A 24,390-nucleotide genomic window follows, 5' to 3' on the forward strand; every position below is an offset into this window, starting at 1 on the left:
GGTGATAAACAGGGTTATTAAGAAAAATTAATCATCAGGCTGGTTGCCGCAACCAGCCAATAAGAATAAGGTGAGGAATGGGGATGCGAAACAGGTTTAAGGCTGGCGGTTTGCTTGCCGCTGCCGGAGTCGGGCTACTGACAACTCAAACGGCCGCTGCTGCAGCTGATACGTGGCAGTTAAATATGTACAAAGGTGTAACGCCTTTAAGCCATGACATGTATTTCCTGCACACAACATCGATGATTGTGTGTGCGTTGATTGGAATCGTGGTGTTTGGCGTGATGATTTATTCGCTCATTCATCATCGCAAATCCGTAGGTTATAAACCAGCGGCCTTTCATGATAACCCGCGCCTTGAAATAGTCTGGTCAGTGATTCCTTTCCTGATTCTTATTGCCTTAGCCATTCCCGCCACCACTATCCTGATGCGGCTTGAAGACAGCAGTGATTCTGACGTCACCATCAAGGTCGTTGGGTCTCAATGGAAATGGCAATACCAATACCTGGATCAGGGGATTAGTTTTTTCAGCAACCTCGCCACACCCTACGATCAAATTCAAAATAAACAGAAAAAAGGACAGTGGTATCTACTGGAGGTGGATAAGCCGCTGGTGGTTCCTGTGAACCGTAAAATCAGGTTTTTAGTGACCTCAACCGATGTGATTCATTCCTGGTGGGTACCTGAACTGGGTATCAAGCGCGATGCCATGCCAGGATTCATGCACGAGGCTTGGGCCCGTATCGAAAAACCGGGGGTTTATCGCGGCCAATGTACTGAATTATGCGGTATTAACCATGCTTACATGCCGATTGTAGTGCAGGCTGTGAGCGATGACGAGTTCAAGCAATGGGTCGATGCTCAGGTGAAAGTGGAAGATATTTATGCTGCCGGGGCGGGCAAACCCAAAGAACAGGTTAAAATGACCCGTGAAGAACTGATGACTCTCGGTAAAACCAAGTACGAAGCCATCTGTGCGGCCTGCCATAAAGCAGATGGCAAGGGGTTGCCGCCGATGTTCCCGCCGTTGAAGGGCAGTTCGATTGCCGTCGGTAAACCCATCAGCCGACACATTGCTCTGGTGCTTGATGGCGTTCCAGGATCAGCCATGCAGGCTTACAAAGACCAATTGACGGATCAGGAAATCGCGGCCGTAGTGACCTACGAGCGAAATGCCTGGGAAAATAATACCAATGACGAAGTGCAGCCTGCCAATGTGGCTAAGGTACGATCCGGTGAGGTTCAGGCACCTAAAATAGTGAAAAAAGCGCAAGCTGGAGGTTTACGATGAGTCAAACATTGGCACATGAACTCGATCACCATGATGACCATGATCATGGACCAGAACAAGGTAAAGGGTTTATCGGTTTCGCTAAGCGATGGTTATTTACCACCAACCACAAAGACATTGGCTCGCTTTATCTTTGGATAGCGATGTTGAGTTTCTTTTTAGCCGGTGGTATGGCATTAATCATTCGTGCGGAATTATTTCAGCCCGGCCATCGTTTTGTCGACCCCAATTTCTTTAACCAGATGACCACCATGCACGGCCTCATCATGCTCTTTGGGGTAGTAATGCCTGCGTTCACCGGGATGGCGAACTGGCAAATCCCAATGATGATTGGTGCGCCAGATATGGCTCTGCCACGGTTAAATAACTGGAGCTTCTGGATCCTGCCCTTTGCATTTGCCTTGTTGTTTTCAACCATGTTTCACAGTGGCGGCGGTCCTAATTTCGGTTGGACCATGTATGCTCCCTTATCAACCAAATATGCTCCGCCCAGCACAGACTTCATGATCTTTGCAGTGCATATGATGGGTCTGTCTTCAATCATGGGTTCTATCAACATCATTGCCACCATTCTGAACATGCGGGCCCCCGGCATGACCTTGATGAAAATGCCCATGTTCGTCTGGACCTGGTTGATCACGGCGTTTCTACTGATTGCGATCATGCCCGTTCTGGCCGGTGCAGTCACCATGATGCTGGCTGATCGACATTTCGGTACCAGCTTTTTTGACGCGGCAGGTGGTGGTGATCCGATTTTATTCCAGCATGTTTTCTGGTTTTTTGGACATCCGGAGGTGTACGTTCTGATATTGCCGGCTTTTGGAGTGATCTCTGAAATTATTCCAACCTTTAGCCGTAAGCCATTGTTTGGTTATCATTTCATGGTGTATGCAACGGTCAGTATTGCGTTGCTTTCATTCATTGTCTGGGTCCATCATATGTTCACCACCGGTGTACCGCTTGGTGCTGAATTGTTCTTTATGTATGCGACCATGCTGATTTCGGTTCCCACAGGCATTAAAGTATTTAACTGGGTCAGCACCATGTTTAAAGGCGCCATGACGTTTGAAACGCCCATGCTGTTTGCGATAGCGTTTGTGTTTCTGTTCACTATCGGCGGCTTTACCGGGTTAATGCTTGCACTGGTGCCTGCGGATTATCAATACCAGGATACCTATTTTGTTGTCGCTCATTTCCATTATGTTCTGGTTCCCGGCGCCATCTTCTCCTTAATGGCAGCCACGTACTATTGGCTGCCGAAATGGACGGGCCACATGTACAACGAGTGTTTGGGTAAATGGCATTTCTGGCTGTCAGCCATTTCAGTGAATATTGCCTTTTTCCCCATGCATTTCCTAGGGCTGGCGGGTATGCCAAGACGTATTCCGGACTATGCTTTGCAGTTTACCAACTTCAACATGGTATCTACCGTGGGTGCCTTCATTTTTGGTTTCTCACAGCTGCTGTTTTTATACAACGTGTTCATGACGGTTAAGCGCCGCCATGAAGGCAAACGCCTGGATGCACGGGTATGGGAAGGGGCTCATGGTTTGGAGTGGACATTGTCGTCACCGCCTCCGTACCACAGCTTCACCACGCCGCCAACGGTTCCCTAGAGTGTGGACGGGGCATTAACCGCTCCATGTGTTGAATGAACGAGCAGGCAGGTAATGCAGTGAAAGGTCATAAAAGAATTGTGTTGTTATTGTCACTCATTGTGCTTGGCATGTTTGGTTTTGGCTTTGCTCTGGTGCCCATTTATAACAGCCTTTGCCAAACGTTGGGGATCAATGGCAAAACCAATAGTAAGGCAGCGGCTTATAATAGCGCACAGGCTTTTGTGGATAAAAACAGGGTCGTGACGGTTCAATTTGTCTCAACCAGTAACAGCAGTTTACCCTGGGCCTTTTACCCCAAGGTAACCCGGATTAACGTGCACCCCGGCGAAATTGCCAAACTTGCATTTTATGCAGAGAATAAAAGCAATTTCCGGATGACTGTGCAGGCAATACCCAGCGTTACGCCGGGAATTGCCGCGAAATACTTAAAAAAGACAGAGTGTTTTTGTTTTACCCAGCAAACCTTGAATGGACACGAAGCCATGGATATGCCTTTGCTGTTTCATCTGGATAATGACTTGCCGGCGGAAATAAAAACAATCACTTTGTCGTATACATTATTCGATGTGACAAATCGTGTAATTAATTGACTCTGGATTGACTGTGGTTATCCAGGCGAATAATAAAGAGGAGAAAGAAACCCATGGGAGCGCACGGTACTTATTACGTCCCTAAGCCTAGCCATTGGCCGCTGGTCGGCTCCATTGGCCTGACCACAACGCTGGTCGGCGCTGCATCATGGCTGCATGATGACTGGTATGGCCCTTATATTTTCTTTGCCGGGCTTTGCATTCTAGTGGGCATGATGGTCGGGTGGTTTGGCCAGGTCATTTATGAAAATCAAAAAGGACTTTATGACCTCCAGGTTGATCGTTCCTTCCGTTGGGGGATGTGCTGGTTCATTTTCTCAGAAGTGTGTTTCTTCGGCGCTTTTTTCGGCGCGTTGTTTTTTTGCCGCTATTGGTCAGTTCCGCTGCTCGGCGGAGAAATGCACCCGATTACGCACTACACCTTGTGGTCTGACTTTGTGGCTCAATGGCCGCTTTTGCAAAATCCCAATAACCAAACCTTTGTCGGGGCTACTGAAGCGATGGGGGCGTGGGGGCTTGCCGCGATTAATACCTTAATCCTGCTTACTTCCGGTGCGACCATCACCTGGGCGCATTGGGCATTAAAACTCAATAAGCGCAAGCAACTGATTGCGGGCATGGTCTTAACCATTTTACTCGGTATGCTGTTCCTTGGCTTACAATCCTACGAGTACCATGAAGCATACACCGAGATGAACCTGACTCTGGATGCTGGGATTTATGGTACCACCTTCTTTATGCTGACTGGTTTCCATGGCTTGCACGTGACCATCGGAACCATCATGCTGATTGTCATTCTTATCCGGTGCATCAAAGGCCATTTTACCCCTGAACGGCATTTCGCTTTTGAGGCGGTTGCCTGGTACTGGCACTTTGTGGATGTGGTATGGCTTTTTCTGTTCATCTTTGTCTACTGGCTCTAGGCAGCCTGCCAGGCGCGCAGCAAGCTCACTGTGCGCCTAAAGTTTGGTGTTGACCAGAAAGCCCGGCTGGTAATTAATGTGAAGAATTTCAAAGGTGTAGGTAAACTGGTAATGGCTGTAGCGGGTATGAATGATCTGGGCCTCGCCACGGAAAAACTGAGAAATGAAGGCCACAGGACTTCCCTTGTCAATATACTCTGTGGTGGTAACGACCAGTTCGTTTTCTGACAATACAACAAGACTGCATGAAACTTCCCTATTTTCAAACTTAATTGTAACTTTCACTTCATGAATGGGTTGAATTTGCATCTACATCTCCCTTCATTGTTAATTATAGGTAGAAATAGACGCAGTGATTGCTATTCGGTGGCTTATTTTCATCAATAATTATCGCATTCATATAAAATGCGCAAAATTATACCAAAATGAGTGTGAAAAATAAATAAACAGTCAGGGCATTTTTTTATAGGTAGGCCATTGTACGAGTATCGACTGGGACCTGATAAATTTACCCATAAGAGTTTCTTTTGACAGCCAGCCTATCCGTCAATCGTCTGGATATAATCAGGAATATGTTCGTAGGGCATGGGTTTTGCAAATAAAAATCCTTGATAAAAATCAATGCTATACTGTTTTATTATCTGCAGTTCGTCGTCGCTTTCTATCCCTTCGCAGATCATTTTTATCCTAAGTTTTGTGGCCATCTCACCAATTTTTTCCAGTATGATTTGCTTGAATTCATTGGTATGAATCTGATGAACCAATTCATAATCCAGTTTGATGTAGTCCGGTTGTAACTCCGTGAGTAAATTTAAGGAGCTGTAACCTGAGCCTAAATCATCAAGCGCCACGCCATAACCTTGGTTTCTGTAATAATCGATTATTTTTAATAAATGCTTTTTATCCTTCACTTCATCACTTTCTGTGACTTCAAATACAATCTGGGATGGGCGAATGCCGGTTTTCTTTAATGATTGATTTGTTGTCGTCAGGCAAAAAAGTGGATCGTAAATGGCAGTTGGGTTGAAGTTAATGAATAATTTCTTTTCAGAGATATCAATCTTACTCATGTTTTCTATATGGCAGATGCGGGCGTTTTTATCCAATAAGAAAAGCAACTCGCTGGATTTTGCCGCCCCAAACAGATCTGCCGGGGAGACAATAGCCGTATCGCCTTGTTTTCCTCGCAGCAGGCACTCAAAACCGTAAGGTTTAAGGGTGTCACTGTGTAAAATGGGTTGGCAGAAGGTGGTTAATCCCTTATTGGTGATGAGTTCGACCAGCCATTGAGACAGACATAGACCGACCACCTTTTTTAATGAGTGCGTGTGATTCAGTACCCGTTCTATACAGCGGTCGGGAGCATCCATGGGCATCAAAACGGCCTTGCTGTCTTCCAGTTCTGCCTGTGAAAAACAGCACTCCAGGGCATGGCCTAAGTCTTTGGCTTCTTCGGACGAAAAAAATAACTCAATAATTCCCCCTTCCCTGGTGCTGAATTTATAATGACACTGAGTCAGGTGATTGATTAATTTTGAATAACAATGACCGCGTGGAGGCGAAACGAGCAGCTGGTAGTTTCCAGACAGTTGATAGGTTGCTGTGGAATCACATTTTTGACAAGGCATCGTCTTTCCCTGATTGACCATTCTTCCTATCTTGTGAGTATAGAACTTTTTTTATGAAGACTGGTCAAAAGCCAATGCAAAAAACAGAGATTCTACCTTTTATACAGGGTCATTGGTAAAAGCCATGGTTGGTCATGCTGAGAAGAGTAATACCCCCAATAGGTCCATAACTACCCCAACATTTGCTGTAAAACTGCCTGCAACTCATGATCTGAATTGTAATGAATCACCAATGATCCCTTTCCTGACTTGCCCTGTTTGAGTTTAACTTTGGCTTTCAGCTGCTGTGAAAGATGGTGCAACTGATTTTTGACCTCGGGATGAACGTCAATGGCAACGGCTGACGGTTGAGGTTTTCCTTCTTTGATTCGTTTGACCAGTTGTTCTGTTTCACGAACCGATAAATTTTTAGCCACAATTAACTGGGCTGCCTGATTTTGCTGCTCATCACTAAGAATCAGCAGGGCGCGGGCATGGCCCATGTCTAAATCGCCATGCTCCAATAAACGTTTCACTTCATCTGATAAGGTTAAAAGACGGAGAAAATTACTGACGGCGGTTCTTGATTTAGCGAGTAAATCAGCCACTTGTTGATGCGTCAGAGCAAATTCATGGGTCAGGCGGTGCATGGCCCTGGCTTGGTCGAGTGCATTTAAATCTTCGCGCTGCAGGTTTTCGATCAGGGCAATGGCCATGGCTGTTTCATCATCAACCGTGCGGACAATGACCGGCACCTCGGTCAATCCCGCCAGTTGCGAGGCACGCCAGCGGCGTTCACCGGCAATGATTTCATAGCATTGGTCGTTAAGGGGCCTCACAATTAACGGCTGTAGCAGTCCCTGCTGACGGATTGACTCGGCCAATTCGGCGAGTGTGTCCTCGGAAAAATCAGTACGCGGCTGGTACTTCCCGGGCTTAAGACAGGCCGGTGACAGGGTCAAAGGCGAATCGGGGTTCTTAGTCTCAGGCGCCGCTGTCTGCCCTAAGAGAACCGATAAGTTTCGACCTAAACCACCACGTTTAACTGCCATAATGCACCTCTGATTTTAACCGGTTACTGTCTGCTTGCTGATGACTTCTGAAGCTAAAACCATGTAGGCTGCAGCGCCAGGCGACGATTTGTCGTATTGCAGGGCGGGCATGCCATGGCTTGGCGCCTCAGCAAGACGCACATTGCGCGGTACAACCGTGCGGTAGACTTTGTTGCCAAAGTGCTCCAGTAATTGCTTGGATACTTCGGCACACAGACGATTGCGCGCATCATACATAGTCCGCAGCAGACCTTCAATGTGCAGGCGGGGATTAACTGCCGCTTTAATTTGTTCAATGGTTGACATCAGGGCGGCCAGACCCTCGAGCGCGTAATATTCACATTGCATGGGAATCAGCACCGAATCTGCAGCCACCAGCGCATTGATGGTCAATGTGTTGAGAGCCGGGGGGCAGTCAATCAAAATAAAATCATAGTTGCTTAATAACGGCTGCAGGGCTTTGAAAAGGAATGTTTCACGATGGTTTCTTTCCATGAGGCTGACCTCTGCCACTGTCAAATCGCCATTGGCGGGAATTAAATCGTATCCGTAGACTGTTTTTAAACAGGCTTGCTCCGCCAGACAATCCCTAAGAATCACATCGTTGCTGCTGTGAACCAGTTCATTCTTGTTAACGCCTGAGCCCATGGTGGCATTGCCCTGGGGATCGAGATCAATGAGCAGTACCGCCTGGCGGTTCGCTGCGATGGACGCAGACAAATTGATGGCGGTCGTCGTTTTTCCTACGCCACCTTTCTGGTTAGCAATGGCAATGACTTTCGCCATGGTGTTGTATCCTTGATTAGTGATTGTTGATAACGACCGCGCATCGTTCCCCGTCAAGACCGGGAACTGTGTAAGGATGGACCTGGTATGGGAACTCAATCATGGCCAATTCAGTCTCAGGGTAACGGCCCTTCATCGCGAGCCAGAGACCGTCTTTTGCCACCAGATGCTTAGTCCAGCCAATCATTTGCGACAAATCGCTAAATGCCCGACTTATTACTGTATCAAAAGCAGGGGAAGGGTGGTAGTTTTCTGCCCGGGATTGTACGATTTCAATGTTATCGAGCTGCAATTGCCTTTTAACTTCCTCAAGAAAGCGGGTTTTTTTGCCATTGCTGTCGAGCAAGACGAGGTTTAAGTCGGGGCGGGCAATGGCCAGCGGGATTCCCGGCAAGCCCGGTCCGGTGCCGACATCAATCAGGGATTGGCCGCGCAGAAAAGGCAAAATGGCCAGACTGTCCAGCGCATGGCGGGTTACCATCGCCGGCACATCGCGGATGGCTGTCAAATTGTAAACATGATTCCATTTTTCCAGCAATACCAGATAAGCCAGCAGGGGTTCACTGAAATCAGGCAATCCCAATTGTTCTAGTCCCTGGCGCAGAAGAGGGGCCGGTGGTCTTAGTGCTTTCATGCGGGTGTCCGTTGTTTTTTAAGATGAATTAACAGCAACGACAACGCGGCAGGCGTCACGCCGGAAATGCGCCCGGCCTGTGCCAGAGTGACGGGTTTAATGCGCGTTAGTTTTTGCATGACTTCCGTCGATAATCCGGTTACCTGACTGTAATCGAAGTCGGCCGGCAACTGGGTATTATCATGTTTGCGCAGACGTTCAATCTCCAATTGCTGACGTTCAATGTAGCCTGCGTACTTGCTTTGAATTTCAACCTGCTCGGATACCTCCGCCGGCAAAACAGGCAGATTAAAGGCAGCAATGCTCTGCAATTGGTGATAAGTGATTTCCGGTCGTTTCAACAATTCGGCGGCACGGCAATCCTGCTGCAGGGGTTTTTCAAGCAGGGGCTGAAGCAGGTCATTGTGACTGACGCGAATAAGTGTGTCTTTCAATGCGGCCTGTGCCCGCTCAATGGCTTCCCGCTTCTCACAAAACGCCTGCCAGCGATGGTGTGACACCATGCCCAATTGATACGCTTTTTCGGTCAGGCGTAAATCGGCATTGTCTTCGCGCAGTAACAGACGGTATTCCGCGCGGGACGTGAACATACGATACGGTTCCTGAGTACCGCAGGTAATCAGATCATCGATAAGGACGCCAATATAAGCCTCATCGCGGCGGGGACACCACAATGCCTTTTCCTGAACCTGCAATGCCGCATTCATGCCGGCAATGATGCCTTGTGCTGCGGCTTCTTCATAGCCGGTGGTGCCGTTAATCTGACCGGCGAAAAACAGGTTGGCCAAGGGTTTAGTCTGCAGATAGGGGGTTAAACCGCGCGGGTCAAAATAATCGTATTCGATGGCATAACCGGGGCGGGTGATGTGTGCATTTTCAAAGCCTTTAATGGTTCGGACGAAGGCGACCTGCACCTCAAAAGGCAGGCTGGTCGAAATGCCGTTGGGGTAAATCTCATCGCTGGTCAGCCCTTCCGGTTCAACAAAAATCTGATGGGAGGATTTGTCGGCAAAACGCACGACTTTGTCTTCAATGGAAGGGCAGTAACGCGGGCCCACGCCTTCAATGACCCCGGCGTACATGGGGGATTGATGCAGGTTGGCCTGGATAATTTCATGGGTCTTTGCGGTGGTATGCGTAATGTAACAGGGCAATTGCTGGGGGTGCATGCCGGCATGACCAAGGAACGAGAAGACAGGGACCGGCGTGTCGCCAGGCTGTTCTTCCATCTGGGAGTAATCAAGCGAACGGCTGTCGATGCGCGGCGGTGTGCCGGTTTTCAAGCGGCCGACGGGTAACTCCAGTTCGCGTAACCGCTGGGCCAGGGCAATGGCTGGCGGATCCCCTGCGCGGCCGCCGGCATAATTATTCATGCCGACATGAATCTTCCCGCCAAGAAACGTGCCGACAGTCAGTACCACGGCTTTGGCACGCAGGGTTAAACCCAGTTGGGTGACTACCCCGGTGACGCGTCCCTGTTCAATAATCAAATCATCCACGGCTTGTTGAAAAAGAGTGAGGTTCGCTTGCCGTTGCAGACGTTGACGTATGGCTTGACGGTAAAGCACCCGATCCGCCTGAACACGGGTTGCCCGCACAGCCGGGCCTTTGGATGCATTCAAGGTGCGAAATTGAATCCCCGCCTCATCGGCAGCTAAGGCCATGACACCGTCCATCGCGTCAATTTCCTTAACCAGATGGCCTTTGCCTATGCCGCCTATGGCCGGATTACAGGACATCTGCCCCAGTAAATCCATGTTATGGGTTAAAAGCAGGGTTTGGCACCCGAGGCGTGCCGCTGCCATAGCGGCTTCAGTGCCGGCATGGCCGCCGCCGATAACAATCACGTCATAGTGTTTATCAAGATTCATGGTCGCAAGGAAATTGAACAACAAATTGTGCAATTATACACTTTTTTATCATCATACCCAACTTCCTTATTGGGCAGGATGAGGTGGAGATGATTTAAAAGGTTAATAAATCGGGGGCGGGTGAGTCAGGGTCGGGCTTCGATTCGCTACCAGCATCAATTAACGGCGCTTTCTCGTCTTCCACCGCCTCAGGATGGCTGAAAAAGCCGCGTGCATTTGCTGTTTTTGGTTTATTGAAGGGGTTGACCGGTTCCTCCAGGAAGCTCCAAAAGTCCTTATCCTGGTCTCCTAAAACTGCTTTTTCAGACGGTTCAGGCTTAAACTGGTTAATCAGCAGATAAGACAATCCCGCCAACAACAAGCCCGCCGCCAGAACAGCAATAGCAATGGGCAGAGGCATGAACGTGAAGCTTGCAAAAATCAATGTCGGTATACAGGCATCGACAAAAATGGAGTGAACCAGTTTCACACTTTGGAAACGAGCCGTACGGTTCTGATAATCGACATCCGCCTCGAGATCGCGAAGAACCAGATAGTGAACCCGTAAATTATTGCACAATTCATCGAGTTCCTTGTCGTCAACATCAAGTAAATGCGCAGATTTTTCATCGTAATCTTTTTTCAGGCGGTTAAATTCTTCAAACGATTCATTGTATTGTTTTTTAATCTGCTCCGCTGTTCCTTTGGTTTTGGCAATCTCAATGCCGCTGGAGACTGCGGAATAGGCTACAGTCAAGGCAAAGCACAAAGCGGCTCCAACCGCGGAGAGAATCATTAAGGTAGGCGCCGCCACTAGTCCCGGAAAGGCAACACAGCAAAAGAAAGCAGTAAATACGACCATTAAGCCGGCAGCATAGGCAATGTCGGTGAGTGTACCGTATTTTTTATATTTCCAGTCAAACTCCGCCTGGACGATGGCTTTTTCAAGTTCTTTAATCCGTGCTTCATTTCCGGGCGCTAATTGAAGCTGGATAATGGCTTCATTAAGCATGATGATATGCTTTTTGTGATCGGCTTCTTCTTCAAAATAACGGATCACCGTGAGAACTAAATCCATAGCCAGCAGGGCGGCAGTGGCTATATTACCCCCCCAACCCAAAACCCCGGGTCCTTTTAACCAGAAGAAACACACCAGATTGGCCGTTGCCCAGATGGAATCATTCAGCAAAGCATATTTGCGTTCTTTGAGTTCGCCTGTAAACCGTTGCCAGGGGGTGCTGAACTTGGCGGCTTCTTTCTCTTCCTTAGTCATCCACGGACCAACAAAGGTATGTTTCAATACTAAGGTCATGTTGAGAGCAAAGCGGGCATAGTAGAGCAGCCAACTCATGTAGCCGGTAAAGGGTGATGGGTAGGAGACCGCGGCCTGCGTTTGTTGTTTGTTGAAGAAGTCATCCGACAACAAGTCAAGCACGCTGGCGAGCATGCCGCCTCCCCATACCCAATACAGGCGACGCTCGTTAATGGCTCGCATCTGTTTTTTGATGTAGGCAGTTACCCCACTTCTGAACTCGCCTTGCTCTACTTTCTCAGCCTCAATGCCTTCGAGAGCGGCAAAGGCTTCTCTATCTGCCTTGTATTTTTGCTTTTTGTTTTCTTGCAGTTCGTTGACTTTGTTACTGTCTAAGTCCTCTTCAATATCTTTTAGACCGTAGAGTTCCTGGAGGCGTTCGGCAAGCCAATAGCCGACGAGTCTGCCGCTGAATTTGAGGTATTTCTCGCTATACCCCTGTTCAACCTGATGCTGCTGCTCAAGCGGGTCGTTTTTTGTCTCAGAAAGCGTTGTCAAGTGATCAATAAAACCTGCGCATACATCCATGGACTCTTTGTATCCTCGCAGTTTATATTGTCTGCCCTGCACGGAGTCGAGTTGATATTGGGCATAAAGCAAAAAATAAATCAGCCTCAGTTTGTCGAGTTGAACCTTTTTTTGGGTCTTGTTGAGATATTTAAAGCTGGCCGAATTAATGGTGGCCAGTTCGGTAAGGTAGAACGGTAAAAGCGCAGGAACGTAATCCTGTAATTTTTCTAATTCTTCACGAGTGAGAAGATTAACTTGAGTGCGGAATTTATAAAAATCACCGGCGGCGGCAATGCCTGACTGGCTTAATAAGGCCTGGGGGGTTAATAACAGTTCGTTAGATTTTGCACTCATGTATCACCTCATAATCAGAAGACTGGTGATTAAAAGCACACAATTAATCGCGCAATCTGTACTATTTTATAACATAGCAGATGTTTGGTGCACAAGCTGTGAATATGAAATTTACACTGTTGAAAAATTATTTACTGTAAAACGCGGTTAAATTACTAAGAATCAACCAATTTGCGCTGATAAATATCATCAAAGCGTTCGATGTCGTCTTCGCCGAGGTAATGGCCACTTTGCACTTCAATGACAAAAAGCGGTTGTTTTCCGGGGTTTGAAAGTCGATGGCGGGTCTTGGGCGGGATGTAGGTGGATTGATTGGCCTCCAAGTGCATGATTTTTTCATCATTTACAACCTCAGCCTCACCGCCGACTACGACCCAATGTTCAGCGCGATGCTGGTGTTTCTGCAGGGAGAGGCGGGCGCCCGGTTTAACCATCAGGCGTTTGACCTTGAAGGCAGGGCCCTCCGCTAAAATTTCATAATAGCCCCAGGGGCGCATGACGCGCTGGTGATCATCCACCAGCTGCTGATTGTCGCCGGTGAGGGAGTTCACCAGATCCTTCACCTGTTGCGAATAACTCTTGTCGGCAACCAGCACGGCATCGGGCGTGGCGACAATGATCTGGTTTTTAATGCCTAAGGTCGTGATCAAGGCACTGCTGCTGCTGATGAGGGAATTGTGGCTTTCTTTGGCAATGACGTTGCCGTGCAGGACATTGCCCTGCTCATCCAGGGTATTGGCTTCAGCGACCGACGTCCAGCAGCCCAGGTCGCTCCACTGAATGTCGACAGGAATAACCACCGCCCTGCTGGTTTTTTCCATGACCGCGTAATCGATGGAATCACTGCGGCATTGGGAAAACGATTCGTCATCCAGGCGAATAAAATCCTGGTGATGATGGGCCTTGCTCAAAGCCTGCTGGCTTTGGCTGGCGATATCCGGCGCATGCCGTTCAATTTCATCCAAGTACACGCCGGCGCGGCAGACAAACATGCCGCTGTTCCAGTAATAATGCCCCTCCTCTACAAAGGAGGCGGCCAGAGCGGCATCCGGTTTCTCACGGAAGCATTGCAATGCGAAAACACCCGGTGCCAATTCATTGCCGGCCTCGATGTAACCATAGCCGGTTTTAGGACTGTCAGGACGGATGCCAAAGGTAATGATAACGTCTTCTTCCGCCGCATAGCGACAACCCTGGGTCATGGCTTTTTGCCAGGCGGAGGCATCGGCTATCCAGTGGTCGGAAGGCAAAACCAGCATCAGGGCCTCACGACCGGCCTGATCGACCAGATGACGAGCGGCGACAGTAATGGCCGGTGCCGTATTGCGGGCGCAGGGCTCAAGCAGGTAGGTCAATTGCGGCGTTTGAGCCAATTGCAATTGCTCCAGTTGCTCCTGGCAAAGAAAATAATGTGCGTCGTTGCTGACCACCAGAATCTGCTCGCAGGCAAGGCTTGTCACCCGCTTCATGGTTTCCTGTAATAAGGAGTGTTGCCCCTGCAGACATAAAAACTGTTTGGGGAAGTTTTTACGGGATAAGGGCCACAAACGGGTACCTGACCCTCCGGCCAGGATAACAGGATACAGTGCTGACATCTTCATCCAATGGACATGCAAATTGCGCGAATTTTAGCAGTATCCGGCTGAAATTGGCAATCACCGGCCATCAGGGATTTAAGCCCGGGTTTGCCTCAGAGTATGCTATGATGGCCGCCCTTGTTGGTTTTTCGGGTAAGCAATCATGAAAAAGGCCATTGTTTTATTGTCCGGCGGTTTGGATTCCACCACTTGCCTTGCTATCGCCAAATCGCAGGGTTACGCCTGTTATGCCCTGAGTTTTGATTATGGCCAACGCCATAACGCTGAGCTTGAGGCAGCCAAGCGCGTAGCCCGCCAGTTAGGAGCCATCGAGCATCACGTGTTTACTCTGGATATCGGTCAATTCAAAGGGTCTGCTTTAACGGACGCGTCGGTGGCTGTGCCGGATTATTGCGGTGACGGCAAAATCCCGGTCACTTACGTGCCGGCACGCAACACCATTTTTTTATCGGTGGCCTTGGGGTTTGCCGAAACGCTTGCGGCCTTTAATCTGTTCATCGGTGTCAGCCAGATTGACTATTCCGGTTATCCCGATTGCCGGCCGGAATACATTGCCGCCTTTGAAACCATGGCCAATCTCGCCACCAAAGCCGGGATAGAGGGCCGTAAAACGGTGATTCACACCCCGTTAATTGCCTGGAGCAAGGCGGAAACGATTCGCCAGGGAGTGGCCTGTGGCGCGGATTACAGTCTGACTGTTTCCTGTTATCAGGCTACGCCTGAAGGGGTGGCCTGCGGTCGCTGCGACAGTTGCACCTACCGCAGGAAAGGCTTCAATGAAGCGGGCATTATCGACCCTACGCGTTATGTAAGCGGATGAATAAAGTAAAAAAATTGCTCCTTTACAGAAACGTTACAACATACTGCACATTTTTGTTTCATGCATGGGTGAATGCTGCTATGATGGCTCCCGCTTTGAGCCAAAAATAATAAAGGAGTAATCAATGTTAAAGTGGTTAAAAAATAACTGGAAATTAGTCACTGCGGTTTTACTGGCCCTGCTGGCTGGTGCTGTTCTGACCGCACTGTTTTTTTTCGTTCCGCCTGTGGCTGTCACTATAACCGGTTTCCTCGCAGTTAACGCGCCTGCGATTGGTGCAGCGATTACAGCAATGTCGCCTGTGGCTGGTGCTTTTGTTGTGGGTGCTTTAGGTACTGCCGCCACATTGGCTTTTGCCGCAGTATGGAACTTGGGTGTGAAACTAACCAATTTGCTGGATGGCTGGATTAATCCCCCAGGAAAAGAGAAGAAACCAGCCTTCAGCCCATTGGTTGACGATGAAGAATCAGACAATGAGTCGCACAATTCTCCAAAAGCGCCCCAAAGAGGATTGCTTTCTCCAAATCCTATGGCAATGTTAGGTGGACAACCCCCTAACAAAACGCTTACTTCCTTTGAAGACGAGGACGATCTGGAAGAGGAAGAGACTGAAAAGAACAAAAAAGACGTCAAAAAAGATGACAAAAAAGAGGTTAAAGACGACAAGCCGACTGTCCTGCCCCCTCTACACCATGACGAGGGAACCCACAATCCAAGCACGTCGACCGTTTTCACTTCCTAATCGGTCCCTGTTTCTGTTAACGCGGCGTAAGCCGCGTTTTTTTATTTCTCTGTCATGCATTCTTGACAATCATGAGTTATAATCGGCCATTTTGACTGCGCAGGCAAACGTATGAGCGATTCTCGAAAAATGCTGGTCACCAGCGCGCTGCCCTATGCCAATGGCCATTTGCATCTGGGCCATCTCGTTGAACACATTCAAACCGACATCTGGGTTCGTACCCATAAAATGCTGGGGCATGAGTGCATCAGTATTTGTGGTGATGATGCGCACGGTACGCCGATCATGCTCAAGGCCGAGCAGATGGGTGTCACGCCGGAGGCGCTGACTGCAGAAATGAAGGCCAGCCATGAACACGATTTTAAAGCCTTTTCCATTGCTTACGATTGTTACCATACCACTCACTCCCCGGAAAATCAGGCCCTGGCGGGTTTAATTTACGAACGGCTTAAAGCCAATGGCGATATCGTGACCAAAACCATTCGCCAGGCTTATGATCCATTGAAGGCGATGTTCCTGCCCGACCGGTATGTGAAAGGCACCTGCCCCAAATGCGGCGCGAACGATCAGTACGGTGATAATTGTGAAGCCTGCGGTGCGACGTATGCGCCGACGGATTTGGTGAATCCCGTGTCTGCCATTTCCGGCGCCACCCCCATTGAAAAAGAGTCGGAGCATTATTTTTTTGATTTGCCACGCTACGAGCAACTCTTAAAAGACTGGACGCGGAAAGGCCATCTGCAGCCGGAAGTCGCCAACAAGCTGGATGAATGGTTTGCCGCCGGCTTAAAGCAATGGGATATTTCGCGGGATGCACCTTATTTCGGCTTCCCCATTCCTGGTCAAACGGACAAATATTTCTATGTGTGGCTGGATGCGCCGATAGGCTACATGGCCAGCTTTAAAAAATACTGCGACGAAAAGGGGCTGTCCTTTGATGAATTCTGGGATAAAAATTCTCAAACGGAGCTGTATCATTTTGTCGGTAAAGACATTGTCTATTTCCATGCCCTGTTCTGGCCGGCAATGCTGGCGGGCAGCAACCACCGCTTGCCTACCGCGGTTTACACCCATGGGTTTTTAACCGTGGAAGGGCAGAAAATGTCCAAGTCACGCGGGACGTTTATCGAGGCGCGGACTTACCTTAAGCATTTGCATCCAGAATACTTGCGATATTATTTTGCGGCTAAACTCAATGGGCGTGTGGATGATCTGGATTTAAATTTTGATGATTTTATTAATCGCGTAAACGCGGATCTGGTCGGAAAGGTGGTGAACATTGCCAGCCGCTGTGCGGGATTCATCAACAAACGCTTTGATAACCGCCTGGCCGCCGAATTGTCTGAGCCTGCGCTTTACCAGGATTTACTGGCGGTTAAGCCGGCGGTGATTGACGCGTTTGTGCAACGCGATTATGCCCGTGCTGTCCGACTGATCATGGAATGTGCTGACCGGGTGAATCAATACATCGATGCCAATAAACCCTGGACGCTGGCTAAAGACAATGAGCGCCTTCCCGAGGTGCAGCGCATTTGCACCATGGGCCTCAATTTATTCCGCGTGTTGATGACTTACCTAAAACCAGTCCTTCCTGACATGGCCAGGGAAGCGGAAGCTTTTCTAAATTGTGCGCCGTTTGACTGGTCTACTGTGGATGCCCCCTTGCTTAATCATACCATTCACCCTTTCACTCCGTTGATAACCCGTGTTGAACGCGAAAAAATTGATGCCATGCTGAGTGAAGGCAAGTCAACGGCCGCGAAGCCCAGTGAGGAAAAGAAAATGCAGAGCCCTGCTCAGGAAGACACAGTCTCGATTGACGACTTCAGCAAAATCGATTTACGCATAGCCCGTATCATTGCGGCCGAGCCCGTTGAAGGCGCTGACAAACTGCTGCGGCTTCAACTCGATCTGGGCGAGCAGCAAAAACAGGTGTTTGCCGGTATCAAGAGCGCCTATCAGCCGGAGCAACTGGTTGGCCGATTGACGGTGATGGTCGCTAATCTGGCACCGCGTACCATGCGTTTTGGCGTATCGGAAGGCATGGTCTTGGCGGCAGGTGACGGCAAAGGACTCTTTCTGCTCAATCCGGACGACGGGGCGCAACCCGGTATGAAAGTTAAATAATGGCCACGGTCGAAGACATTGACGCACGCTTGCCTCAGACGCAATGCGGGGAATGCAGTTATGCCGGTTGTCTGCCTTATGCCGAAGCCCTGGCACACGGCACGGCCACCATCGATCGCTGCCCGCCCGGAGGTGTCAATACCGTAAAGGCCCTGGGTCAATTGCTGAATGTGGATGTTAAGCCGCTGCTTGCCGCAGTAGAACTCAATACCCGTGCACCGGCGTTTGCGCGTATTCGCGAGGCAGAATGCATCGGGTGCACCAAATGCATCCAGGCCTGCCCTGTGGACGCCATCCTTGGTAGCGCCAAACGCATGCATGCCGTTATCACCCATGAATGCACCGGATGCGGTCTATGCGTTGAGCCCTGCCCCGTGGATTGCATTGATTTGCACCCGCTTGAGGAGCCGCAGTATGACCGCCAACTGGCGCGTCAGCGCCATCGCGCCCGCCAAACGCGTCTTTTGCGCGAAGAACATGAAAAGCAACAGCAATACCGCCAAAAAAGCCGATTGGCTCTTCAGGAAAGCAATCAACAGGATTTAAAGGCAAAGCAGGAGTACATTCTTCAGGCGCTGGCGCGGGTTGAAGCAAAAAAGAAAACCAATGGATAAAAACAAACGACGGCTAGTTTTTGAGCGCTTTCGCGCGCAAAACCCGCACCCCACCACCGAACTCCATTACCGCTCACCGTTTGAACTGCTGATTGCCGTGATGTTGTCTGCGCAAGCGACTGACATCAGCGTCAACAAGGCAACAGCGCGCCTCTTTCCCATTGCCAATACCCCGCAGGCGTTGCTTGCGCTGGGGGAGGATGGATTAAAAGAATACATCAAAACCATCGGACTCTATAACAGCAAAGCCGCCAACGTCATTAAAACCTGCCAGATTCTGCTGACACGCTACCACGGCCAGGTGCCGGATAACCGCGAAGCCCTGGAGTCATTGCCGGGTGTCGGCCGAAAAACCGCCAATGTGGTGCTTAATACCGCCTTCGGCCAGCCCACCATGGCGGTGGATACGCACATTTTCAGGGTGGCCAATCGCACCGGCATTGCTCCGGGTAAAACACCGCTCGCGGTGGAAATGAATTTACTGGCCAGGGTGGATAAGGAATTTCTGCAGGATGCCCACCATTGGTTGATTCTTCACGGACGCTATGTCTGTGTCGCCCGCAAGCCCCGTTGTCCACAGTGCCTTATCCTCGATTTGTGCGAATACCCTGATAAAACAAAATAACTTTCCTTCGTAAAAAAAACCGGCGGATCTGGTAATTAGTAAGCATTCACCCTAGAATGAAATTCCACTGTTTGCAGGAGAGCTAAATGGGATGGAATGATGTTTGGAAAACAGCCAGTGATTGGGCACAGTCAGCCTGGACGCAAGCGGTAACATTTAAATACACCTTGAATTCGGTGTCTTTACCCGCGGTCGCGGTTGAGACGGCAAAGTTCTCGTATAACACGCTGATTGGGCTGACAGAAGAAGTGGCGGCCTTGCCTCACGTGTTGAAGGCTGCTCTTCTGCACCCCAAAACTCGCCGCACGTTTGGGCATCTTACCCGCATTGGTGTTGAGGATTACGGCGCTCTGGTGCTCGCCTACCAAATCGAAAAAAACCTTGAATCCATTCTGCTGGCCGCACTTGAAGGCAGTGAAGGGCAGCCCTGGCTAAGCACCAGTACGGCGTTATCCCTGGCGCTGATGCTTTTAAGGACGACTCACACAGCCTACGCATTCCGTAAACGCATCCAGATAGGTATCCGCCTGGCCACGGTCTCGATTGAGGCGAGCGGCACCATTACCTCGGCGAATCCTCAATTGGACAGGATGGGGGAGATCAGCAAGGACGAATCAAAATTAAGTGGCATCATTGGCGCATTGAGTGATCTGGTTAAGTATACCCTGACCGATCTCACGATCAACCAGGGGGTCAAACGGATTCCTGTGGTGGGTCCTGTAGCCGGCCATGGCCTCGCCGCCAAGCACACAGGCGACTACATTCTGACCTCGGTTTTAAAAGGCATGGCCCCAAAGCATGTGCAAGCCTATTTGCAAGAATACCCTGAATATGCCTGGGTACTGGGCATCACCCATACCGTCCTGTCGTATTACGTGAATGATTACCTTGAAAACAGGACGGGCGTTCCTCGGGCATTGTATGAAACCATCATCAACCAGACAGGGGTAGTGATGCTCATCGCTGTCGCCGCGCACATGCGTCTTCCACCGCCCGTTGCCGAATCAAAACGGCAAGTGCCTGATCCCATTAGGCTTTACAAGGCCGGCCTGCAGGTAGGACTGGATGTCATCGGTTATGGACTGAAGGCCAAAATCCCCGAAATGCTTAAAAACGAATCTGTTATCCCCTGGGCGCAGGTATTCGCTGTGATGAAAACCCTGTGGTACCACCCGTCGACACAGACGGCAAAAATCATCTTTTTGCCCCGCATGCTGCATGGGAAAAAGGCGTTTTATCGCGATCCGGTGGTCGAACCCAATTGGGAAAGTCTGCGCACCCGGATAATTGCGGCGATTCAGTTGATTGAAAAATACAGTCAAAAGCTGCTTGTTGCCGCCGCCACAAAAATACCTAAAATTTCGGCGAAGGTTGCGGGGTTCTTGGGAGCCCCGCCGGGTGTTGTGGCCTTTGTCTTAAAACTGATGGGCAATGAGCCATTCATGAAACGCTTGTCGGATTTCCGCCGGCGTCTGGAGGCCATGCACATTGTCGATCTGCCGGAGCAGGAAAATTTAAGGCAGATGGAATACCTGCATCTGTCTTCACCTCAAAAAGAAAAAAAGGGGGAAAAGTCCGAATCTGTTATCAAGAAAACTCTGCTCTCACCAGACGAGGTAATCCATGGCTCCAGAGAGGTTTCAACGCCGCAACCTCTACCAGAAGAGGGCTATGCAACGCGCGACAACAAGGACTATTCTCCGAGTCTTTTGATGACCGGTGGTTTTTTTGCGAAGCAGGCGAGTAGCAAAAATGCAGCCGATTTAGATCCGGCCAGCCTGATGGGGATAAGTTCCAATTCTGACAGCAAGAGTCTGAGGGAAGATCCCTTAACCAGTGATTTTTTTGCGAGGAAGGTGAATAGCAGAAATGAAGACGATTTAGATCCGGCCAGCCTGATGGGTATAAGTTCCCATTCCAGCAGCAAAAGTCTGGGGAAGGATCCCCTGGGTTAAATGCAGACCCCTTGTTCTAAAGGGGTTTATAACAGCTTTTTGCGCTTGAAAAAATAAAACATCAGCATGGCGAGCAGGATCATCAAGGTTAAAATGGCGGGATAACCATAGCGCCATTTTAATTCCGGCATGAATTCAAAATTCATGCCGTACACCCCGGCGATAAATGACAAGGGGATAAACAAGCTCGCAAACAACGTTAAAATTTTCATGGTTTCATTCATGTGATTATTGACGGCCGACAGGTAAATTTCCAGCATGCCGGTTGACATTTCACGATGCAGATCAATTAATTCAACCAGGCGGATACTGTGATCATGCAGGTCACGGTAGTAAAGATAATAATGGGAATCAATCAGACGGGCATGCTCGGTTATCAGCAAATGGACGATGTCTCGCATGGGTGCGATGATTTTGCGAAGCGTCATGGTGCGGCGCTTGATGGTATAGAGTTCGCGCAATGAAATGGCGGAGGGGTTAATGATAATGATGTCTTCAATCTCGCCTAATTTTTTCTCCGTCTCTTCCACAAAATTAAAGTAATCATCAACAATCGTATCCATGAGCAGGTAGGCCAAGTACTCCATGCGGTGCTGACAGACCAATGAATGGGGATTACTTAATCGTTCGTACAACGAAGTGAGGTTAAAACGCGACGATTCCCGAAAAGTGAATAACAGATTTTTGCGAAGCAGCATGCTGAATTGCTCGCGCTGGTAAGTCACCTCGTCACTGGATGTGTCCAGCAATTGTAGAACAATAAAAAGGCTGTCATCGAGGATGTCGAGCTTTGGACGTTGATGGGTATTTAAGATGTCCTCAATCACCAGCGGATGAATGTGGAATTCATTGCACCAGTCTGCAATGCTGCTGCTGTCTGAAAGGCCGTGCACGTCCACCCATACATTCTGGTGGGCAGCAAGGGCTTCATGAATTTTTTCGGCACTAAAGTGGTCATAGCGATGATAGGAGTTGGCATCAAAAACATGGATGATGACTTGGGTTGCTTGCGGCTCTTTGTCCCCGACATACACCGCGGAACCGGGCAACATGCCGCTTTTGGCCGAAGCTTTTCGCCGATATTTCGCCATGAACAATCCTTTCAGTAGGCAGGTTATTGTGACATGATAGGGTATCACTCCTTCAGTTTCTAGCACCATGGAATGGTTTTATAAACTGCTGTATAGCCTGGTTGATCATTACGTGTCTGAAAAAGAACGTGAAGCGGCCAAATTCTATGTCGATATTATCCTTGAGCATTCTCTGGAAATTTGTGCCAGTAATACCCCGGTTGAAATCAGAGGGGTATCTGCATTGCATGGCGTCGATTTGGGAGTGATTGACTACCAGGGCAATAAAGAACGCCTGTGGCGGATGAAGGTCGAGTTGAGCGACTTGGCGTATGACTATTTTCTAACCCAGAGGAACCCTCAGAATACAACACCTCTTAGCGATCTGCTCACGGAGGCGGAGGAGTGCATCAGAGCGACGATGTCGTCATTAAAATGGCCAAACAAAAAGCATCTCCAAGCGCAAGGCACGCCGGATCTGAAGAAAAAGGAAGCGGAGGCGTCATTCAGCGAAGACATTTTCGTTTATGAGGGAACTCCCCTGAATGAGGAGACCGCTGTTCAGGACGAGAGCGTCACGGAGGAAGAACAGTCGGTCAGCAGTGATTCGTCTGCCAGTGACTCGTCTGCCGAAGAGCAACCGCTTGGGCCTAAAACACCGACTGAAGACACCCTTCGGCGAGAAGTGATCCTGATGTTTAACCAAGTTGTTCAGCACATTGATGAGGGGAAAGGACTCCTGTCGCTGGAGACCTGCTTTGGTGTGTTGAGCAAATTGTTAGACATTCTCCATGGGATTTACACCCTGCCCAACGATGATCATGCGTTTATTCTCCAGGCCATTGTGCACATGAGCGGCATACCCAATGAAACCGCGCGGGTGTTGTACCAAAAAATTGGCGGCGTCAATTCGTGGTGGACCACTGACGCCTGCCAGACATTCGCCCTGCATGTCGAAAAGGAATTGTATCATCTGCTGGTCAGTGGTCAGGAAAATAATGCCCGTGAGATTGTGGCCGCAGCCGACCGACTGTATTTGATTTTATGGGAACTGGCAGGTATTCAGTTAACCCAGACGGCCATCAGGAATTTAATCCTCTCCACTGGGAATGCATTAAAAAAACACTTAAACGAGAAAGTCCCGCCCCTTTTAGACTTAAACGATTTCAAGCAGTTCCCGAATGGGTTTTTCAAGACTTCTTCCGGTCAGGAATTCTATGTTCACCTGCACAAGGAAGTGTATGATTTATCCCTCAATCAAAAAACAGAAGAGGATTTAATTGCTGCCTCAGAGCGGCTTTATCTTTTCTTATGGGAAATCAATAGCCCGTTAACGCCGGCTAATGTTACCGCCATCGTCAGGGCATCGTTGAAAAAACAGCTTGACGATCCATCGTTATCGTTGTTTAGTGCCGTGAATTCAGCCCCTTTTCCACCTCATTTTTTTAAGTCCGCGACCGGGTACCTTTTTCTTGACCACTTGCAGAATGCCATTCTTCGTCTGCCATTGAATAAAAACCTCAATGAGGAGACTGTTCTCGCCGTGACGGAGCATTTTTACCTCTCCTTACCCGCTGTGCTGCTCGGAGTGATGCCGGATTCGATCATCGACCTGCTAAAGGTTAAAATGAATCAGTTGACGCTTAAGCTGGTTATCGACAAGGATGCGCCGCTTTATACGTTTGATTTACTGAAATACGTTGCGCGGGCTAACCGTATTTTAGGGGGGGCGCTTAAGGATGCAGTGCTGAATCACCAGTTCATTACCCAGTTTAAATCCGATAGAAATTACCATAAACGCAAATGGGACGCCGATGCCTTTGCAGAACTGCTGTTAGGCCTGATGATTCTTTATATTAAACAGGATGAGAGTTACTTTGTCCTGTCGACGGCTGATTTCTATAAAAAAGAGTTTGTTTTTTTAAAAAATCCAGGTCAAAAAGCGGCGGCCGTAAAAGAAATACTGACGATAGAAAAAGAAGTGTTTGCCTTAATTGATCACAATGCCATGATTGACCATGAGCGTCTGCAGCAGTTTGTGAATGAAGAATCCGCCGAAATAGCCGACATCCTGCTTGAGGACTGCCGCAAACAAAGCAGTGAGTTTCATAAGGAAATGAGCGCTTACTACCAGCCGCCTAAAACCCCCTGCACTCATTCAGGCTATTCCTGCCTGTTTTTCCCGTCATTTAAAGCAAATGACAGCGGGGATTCCAACCCCTCAAGCACCATGGAGACTGAGGACTCGGAAGAGGCAGGGTGCTGGTTGCAATAAATTTGCCAAAATTATGGAAATAATGCTATATTAGT

At 49.1% G+C, this 24,390-nt stretch carries 20 protein-coding genes; 11 read left to right on the plus strand and 9 right to left on the minus strand.

Annotation, left to right across the window (positions count from 1 at the left end):
* Window positions 1-83: 83 nt before the first annotated feature.
* From coxB to DYE45_RS00505, 4 genes are read left to right on the plus strand one after another with little or no spacing between them, the layout of a single operon-like run.
* Window positions 84-1,292 (plus strand): cytochrome c oxidase subunit II, encoded by a 1,209-nt coding sequence (coxB, locus tag DYE45_RS00490; RefSeq protein ID WP_115300252.1) that lies wholly within the window; start codon window positions 84-86, stop codon window positions 1,290-1,292.
* Complete coding sequence (gene ctaD, locus DYE45_RS00495; protein WP_108291208.1) at window positions 1,289-2,908, plus strand: cytochrome c oxidase subunit I; 1,620 nt, start codon at window positions 1,289-1,291, stop codon at window positions 2,906-2,908. The genes coxB and ctaD overlap by 4 nt, the downstream gene beginning before the upstream one ends.
* Window positions 2,909-2,943: 35 nt before the next feature.
* A complete protein-coding gene (locus tag DYE45_RS00500; RefSeq protein WP_108291210.1) occupies window positions 2,944-3,501 on the plus strand; it encodes a cytochrome c oxidase assembly protein in 558 nt (185 codons plus the stop codon).
* A gap of 53 nt (window positions 3,502-3,554) precedes the next feature.
* Entirely contained in the window at window positions 3,555-4,424 is an 870-nt protein-coding gene (locus DYE45_RS00505; RefSeq protein WP_108291212.1) for a cytochrome c oxidase subunit 3, read from the plus strand.
* A gap of 36 nt (window positions 4,425-4,460) precedes the next feature.
* On the opposite strand, the gene DYE45_RS00510 is transcribed toward DYE45_RS00505, so the two are convergent.
* The 8 genes from DYE45_RS00510 to DYE45_RS00545 form a co-directional block, all read right to left on the minus strand.
* Window positions 4,461-4,733: a hypothetical protein gene (locus tag DYE45_RS00510; RefSeq protein ID WP_108291214.1), complete on the minus strand. Its 273-nt coding sequence runs from the start codon at window positions 4,731-4,733 to the stop codon at window positions 4,461-4,463.
* Between the two features lie 230 nt (window positions 4,734-4,963).
* Window positions 4,964-6,052: an EAL domain-containing protein gene (locus DYE45_RS00515; protein ID WP_108291216.1), complete on the minus strand. Its 1,089-nt coding sequence runs from the start codon at window positions 6,050-6,052 to the stop codon at window positions 4,964-4,966.
* A 170-nt stretch (window positions 6,053-6,222) separates the two neighbouring features.
* Window positions 6,223-7,083, minus strand: coding sequence for a ParB/RepB/Spo0J family partition protein (locus tag DYE45_RS00520; RefSeq protein WP_108291218.1), 861 nt, complete (start codon window positions 7,081-7,083; stop codon window positions 6,223-6,225).
* 15 nt (window positions 7,084-7,098) lie between these two features.
* On the minus strand, window positions 7,099-7,869 hold the full coding sequence (locus tag DYE45_RS00525; RefSeq protein WP_108291220.1) for a ParA family protein: 771 nt from the start codon (window positions 7,867-7,869) through the stop codon (window positions 7,099-7,101).
* Between the two features lie 16 nt (window positions 7,870-7,885).
* A complete protein-coding gene (gene rsmG / locus DYE45_RS00530; RefSeq protein WP_115300253.1) occupies window positions 7,886-8,503 on the minus strand; it encodes a 16S rRNA (guanine(527)-N(7))-methyltransferase RsmG in 618 nt (205 codons plus the stop codon).
* Complete coding sequence (gene mnmG / locus DYE45_RS00535; protein ID WP_108291404.1) at window positions 8,500-10,374, minus strand: tRNA uridine-5-carboxymethylaminomethyl(34) synthesis enzyme MnmG; 1,875 nt, start codon at window positions 10,372-10,374, stop codon at window positions 8,500-8,502. Before mnmG ends, rsmG begins: the two co-directional genes overlap by 4 nt.
* 94 nt (window positions 10,375-10,468) lie before the next feature.
* On the minus strand, window positions 10,469-12,529 hold the full coding sequence (locus tag DYE45_RS00540; RefSeq protein ID WP_108291224.1) for a hypothetical protein: 2,061 nt from the start codon (window positions 12,527-12,529) through the stop codon (window positions 10,469-10,471).
* Between the two features lie 155 nt (window positions 12,530-12,684).
* Window positions 12,685-14,124 (minus strand): mannose-1-phosphate guanylyltransferase/mannose-6-phosphate isomerase, encoded by a 1,440-nt coding sequence (locus tag DYE45_RS00545; RefSeq protein ID WP_242602668.1) that lies wholly within the window; start codon window positions 14,122-14,124, stop codon window positions 12,685-12,687.
* A gap of 145 nt (window positions 14,125-14,269) precedes the next feature.
* Here DYE45_RS00545 and queC point away from each other — a divergent pair, with 145 nt between their 5' ends.
* The 6 genes from queC to DYE45_RS00575 all read left to right on the plus strand — a co-directional run bounded on the left by queC (window position 14,270) and on the right by DYE45_RS00575 (window position 21,010).
* Window positions 14,270-14,947 (plus strand): 7-cyano-7-deazaguanine synthase QueC, encoded by a 678-nt coding sequence (queC, locus tag DYE45_RS00550; RefSeq protein ID WP_108291228.1) that lies wholly within the window; start codon window positions 14,270-14,272, stop codon window positions 14,945-14,947.
* A gap of 124 nt (window positions 14,948-15,071) precedes the next feature.
* The gene (locus DYE45_RS00555) at window positions 15,072-15,689 is read left to right on the plus strand and encodes a hypothetical protein (RefSeq protein ID WP_108291230.1); all 618 of its coding nucleotides are present in this window, start codon (window positions 15,072-15,074) and stop codon (window positions 15,687-15,689) included.
* Between the two features lie 111 nt (window positions 15,690-15,800).
* Window positions 15,801-17,816: a methionine--tRNA ligase gene (metG, locus tag DYE45_RS00560; RefSeq protein WP_115300254.1), complete on the plus strand. Its 2,016-nt coding sequence runs from the start codon at window positions 15,801-15,803 to the stop codon at window positions 17,814-17,816.
* Window positions 17,816-18,430 carry an RnfABCDGE type electron transport complex subunit B gene (locus DYE45_RS00565; protein ID WP_108291234.1) on the plus strand — a complete coding sequence of 205 codons (615 nt, stop codon included), beginning with the start codon at window positions 17,816-17,818 and terminating at the stop codon, window positions 18,428-18,430. The genes metG and DYE45_RS00565 overlap by 1 nt, the downstream gene beginning before the upstream one ends.
* Window positions 18,423-19,055: an endonuclease III gene (gene nth / locus DYE45_RS00570; RefSeq protein ID WP_108291236.1), complete on the plus strand. Its 633-nt coding sequence runs from the start codon at window positions 18,423-18,425 to the stop codon at window positions 19,053-19,055. Before DYE45_RS00565 ends, nth begins: the two co-directional genes overlap by 8 nt.
* Window positions 19,056-19,141: 86 nt before the next feature.
* Window positions 19,142-21,010: a hypothetical protein gene (locus DYE45_RS00575; RefSeq protein WP_108291238.1), complete on the plus strand. Its 1,869-nt coding sequence runs from the start codon at window positions 19,142-19,144 to the stop codon at window positions 21,008-21,010.
* Between the two features lie 26 nt (window positions 21,011-21,036).
* Here DYE45_RS00575 and corA read toward each other — a convergent pair whose 3' ends face one another.
* Window positions 21,037-22,101 (minus strand): magnesium/cobalt transporter CorA, encoded by a 1,065-nt coding sequence (gene corA, locus DYE45_RS00580; protein WP_115300255.1) that lies wholly within the window; start codon window positions 22,099-22,101, stop codon window positions 21,037-21,039.
* A 67-nt stretch (window positions 22,102-22,168) separates the two neighbouring features.
* Here corA and DYE45_RS00585 point away from each other — a divergent pair, with 67 nt between their 5' ends.
* Entirely contained in the window at window positions 22,169-24,355 is a 2,187-nt protein-coding gene (locus DYE45_RS00585; protein ID WP_108291242.1) for a hypothetical protein, read from the plus strand.
* Window positions 24,356-24,390: the final 35 nt, after the last annotated feature.

The organism is Legionella taurinensis (assembly GCF_900452865.1).
Lineage (GTDB): Bacteria > Pseudomonadota > Gammaproteobacteria > Legionellales > Legionellaceae > Legionella_C > Legionella_C taurinensis.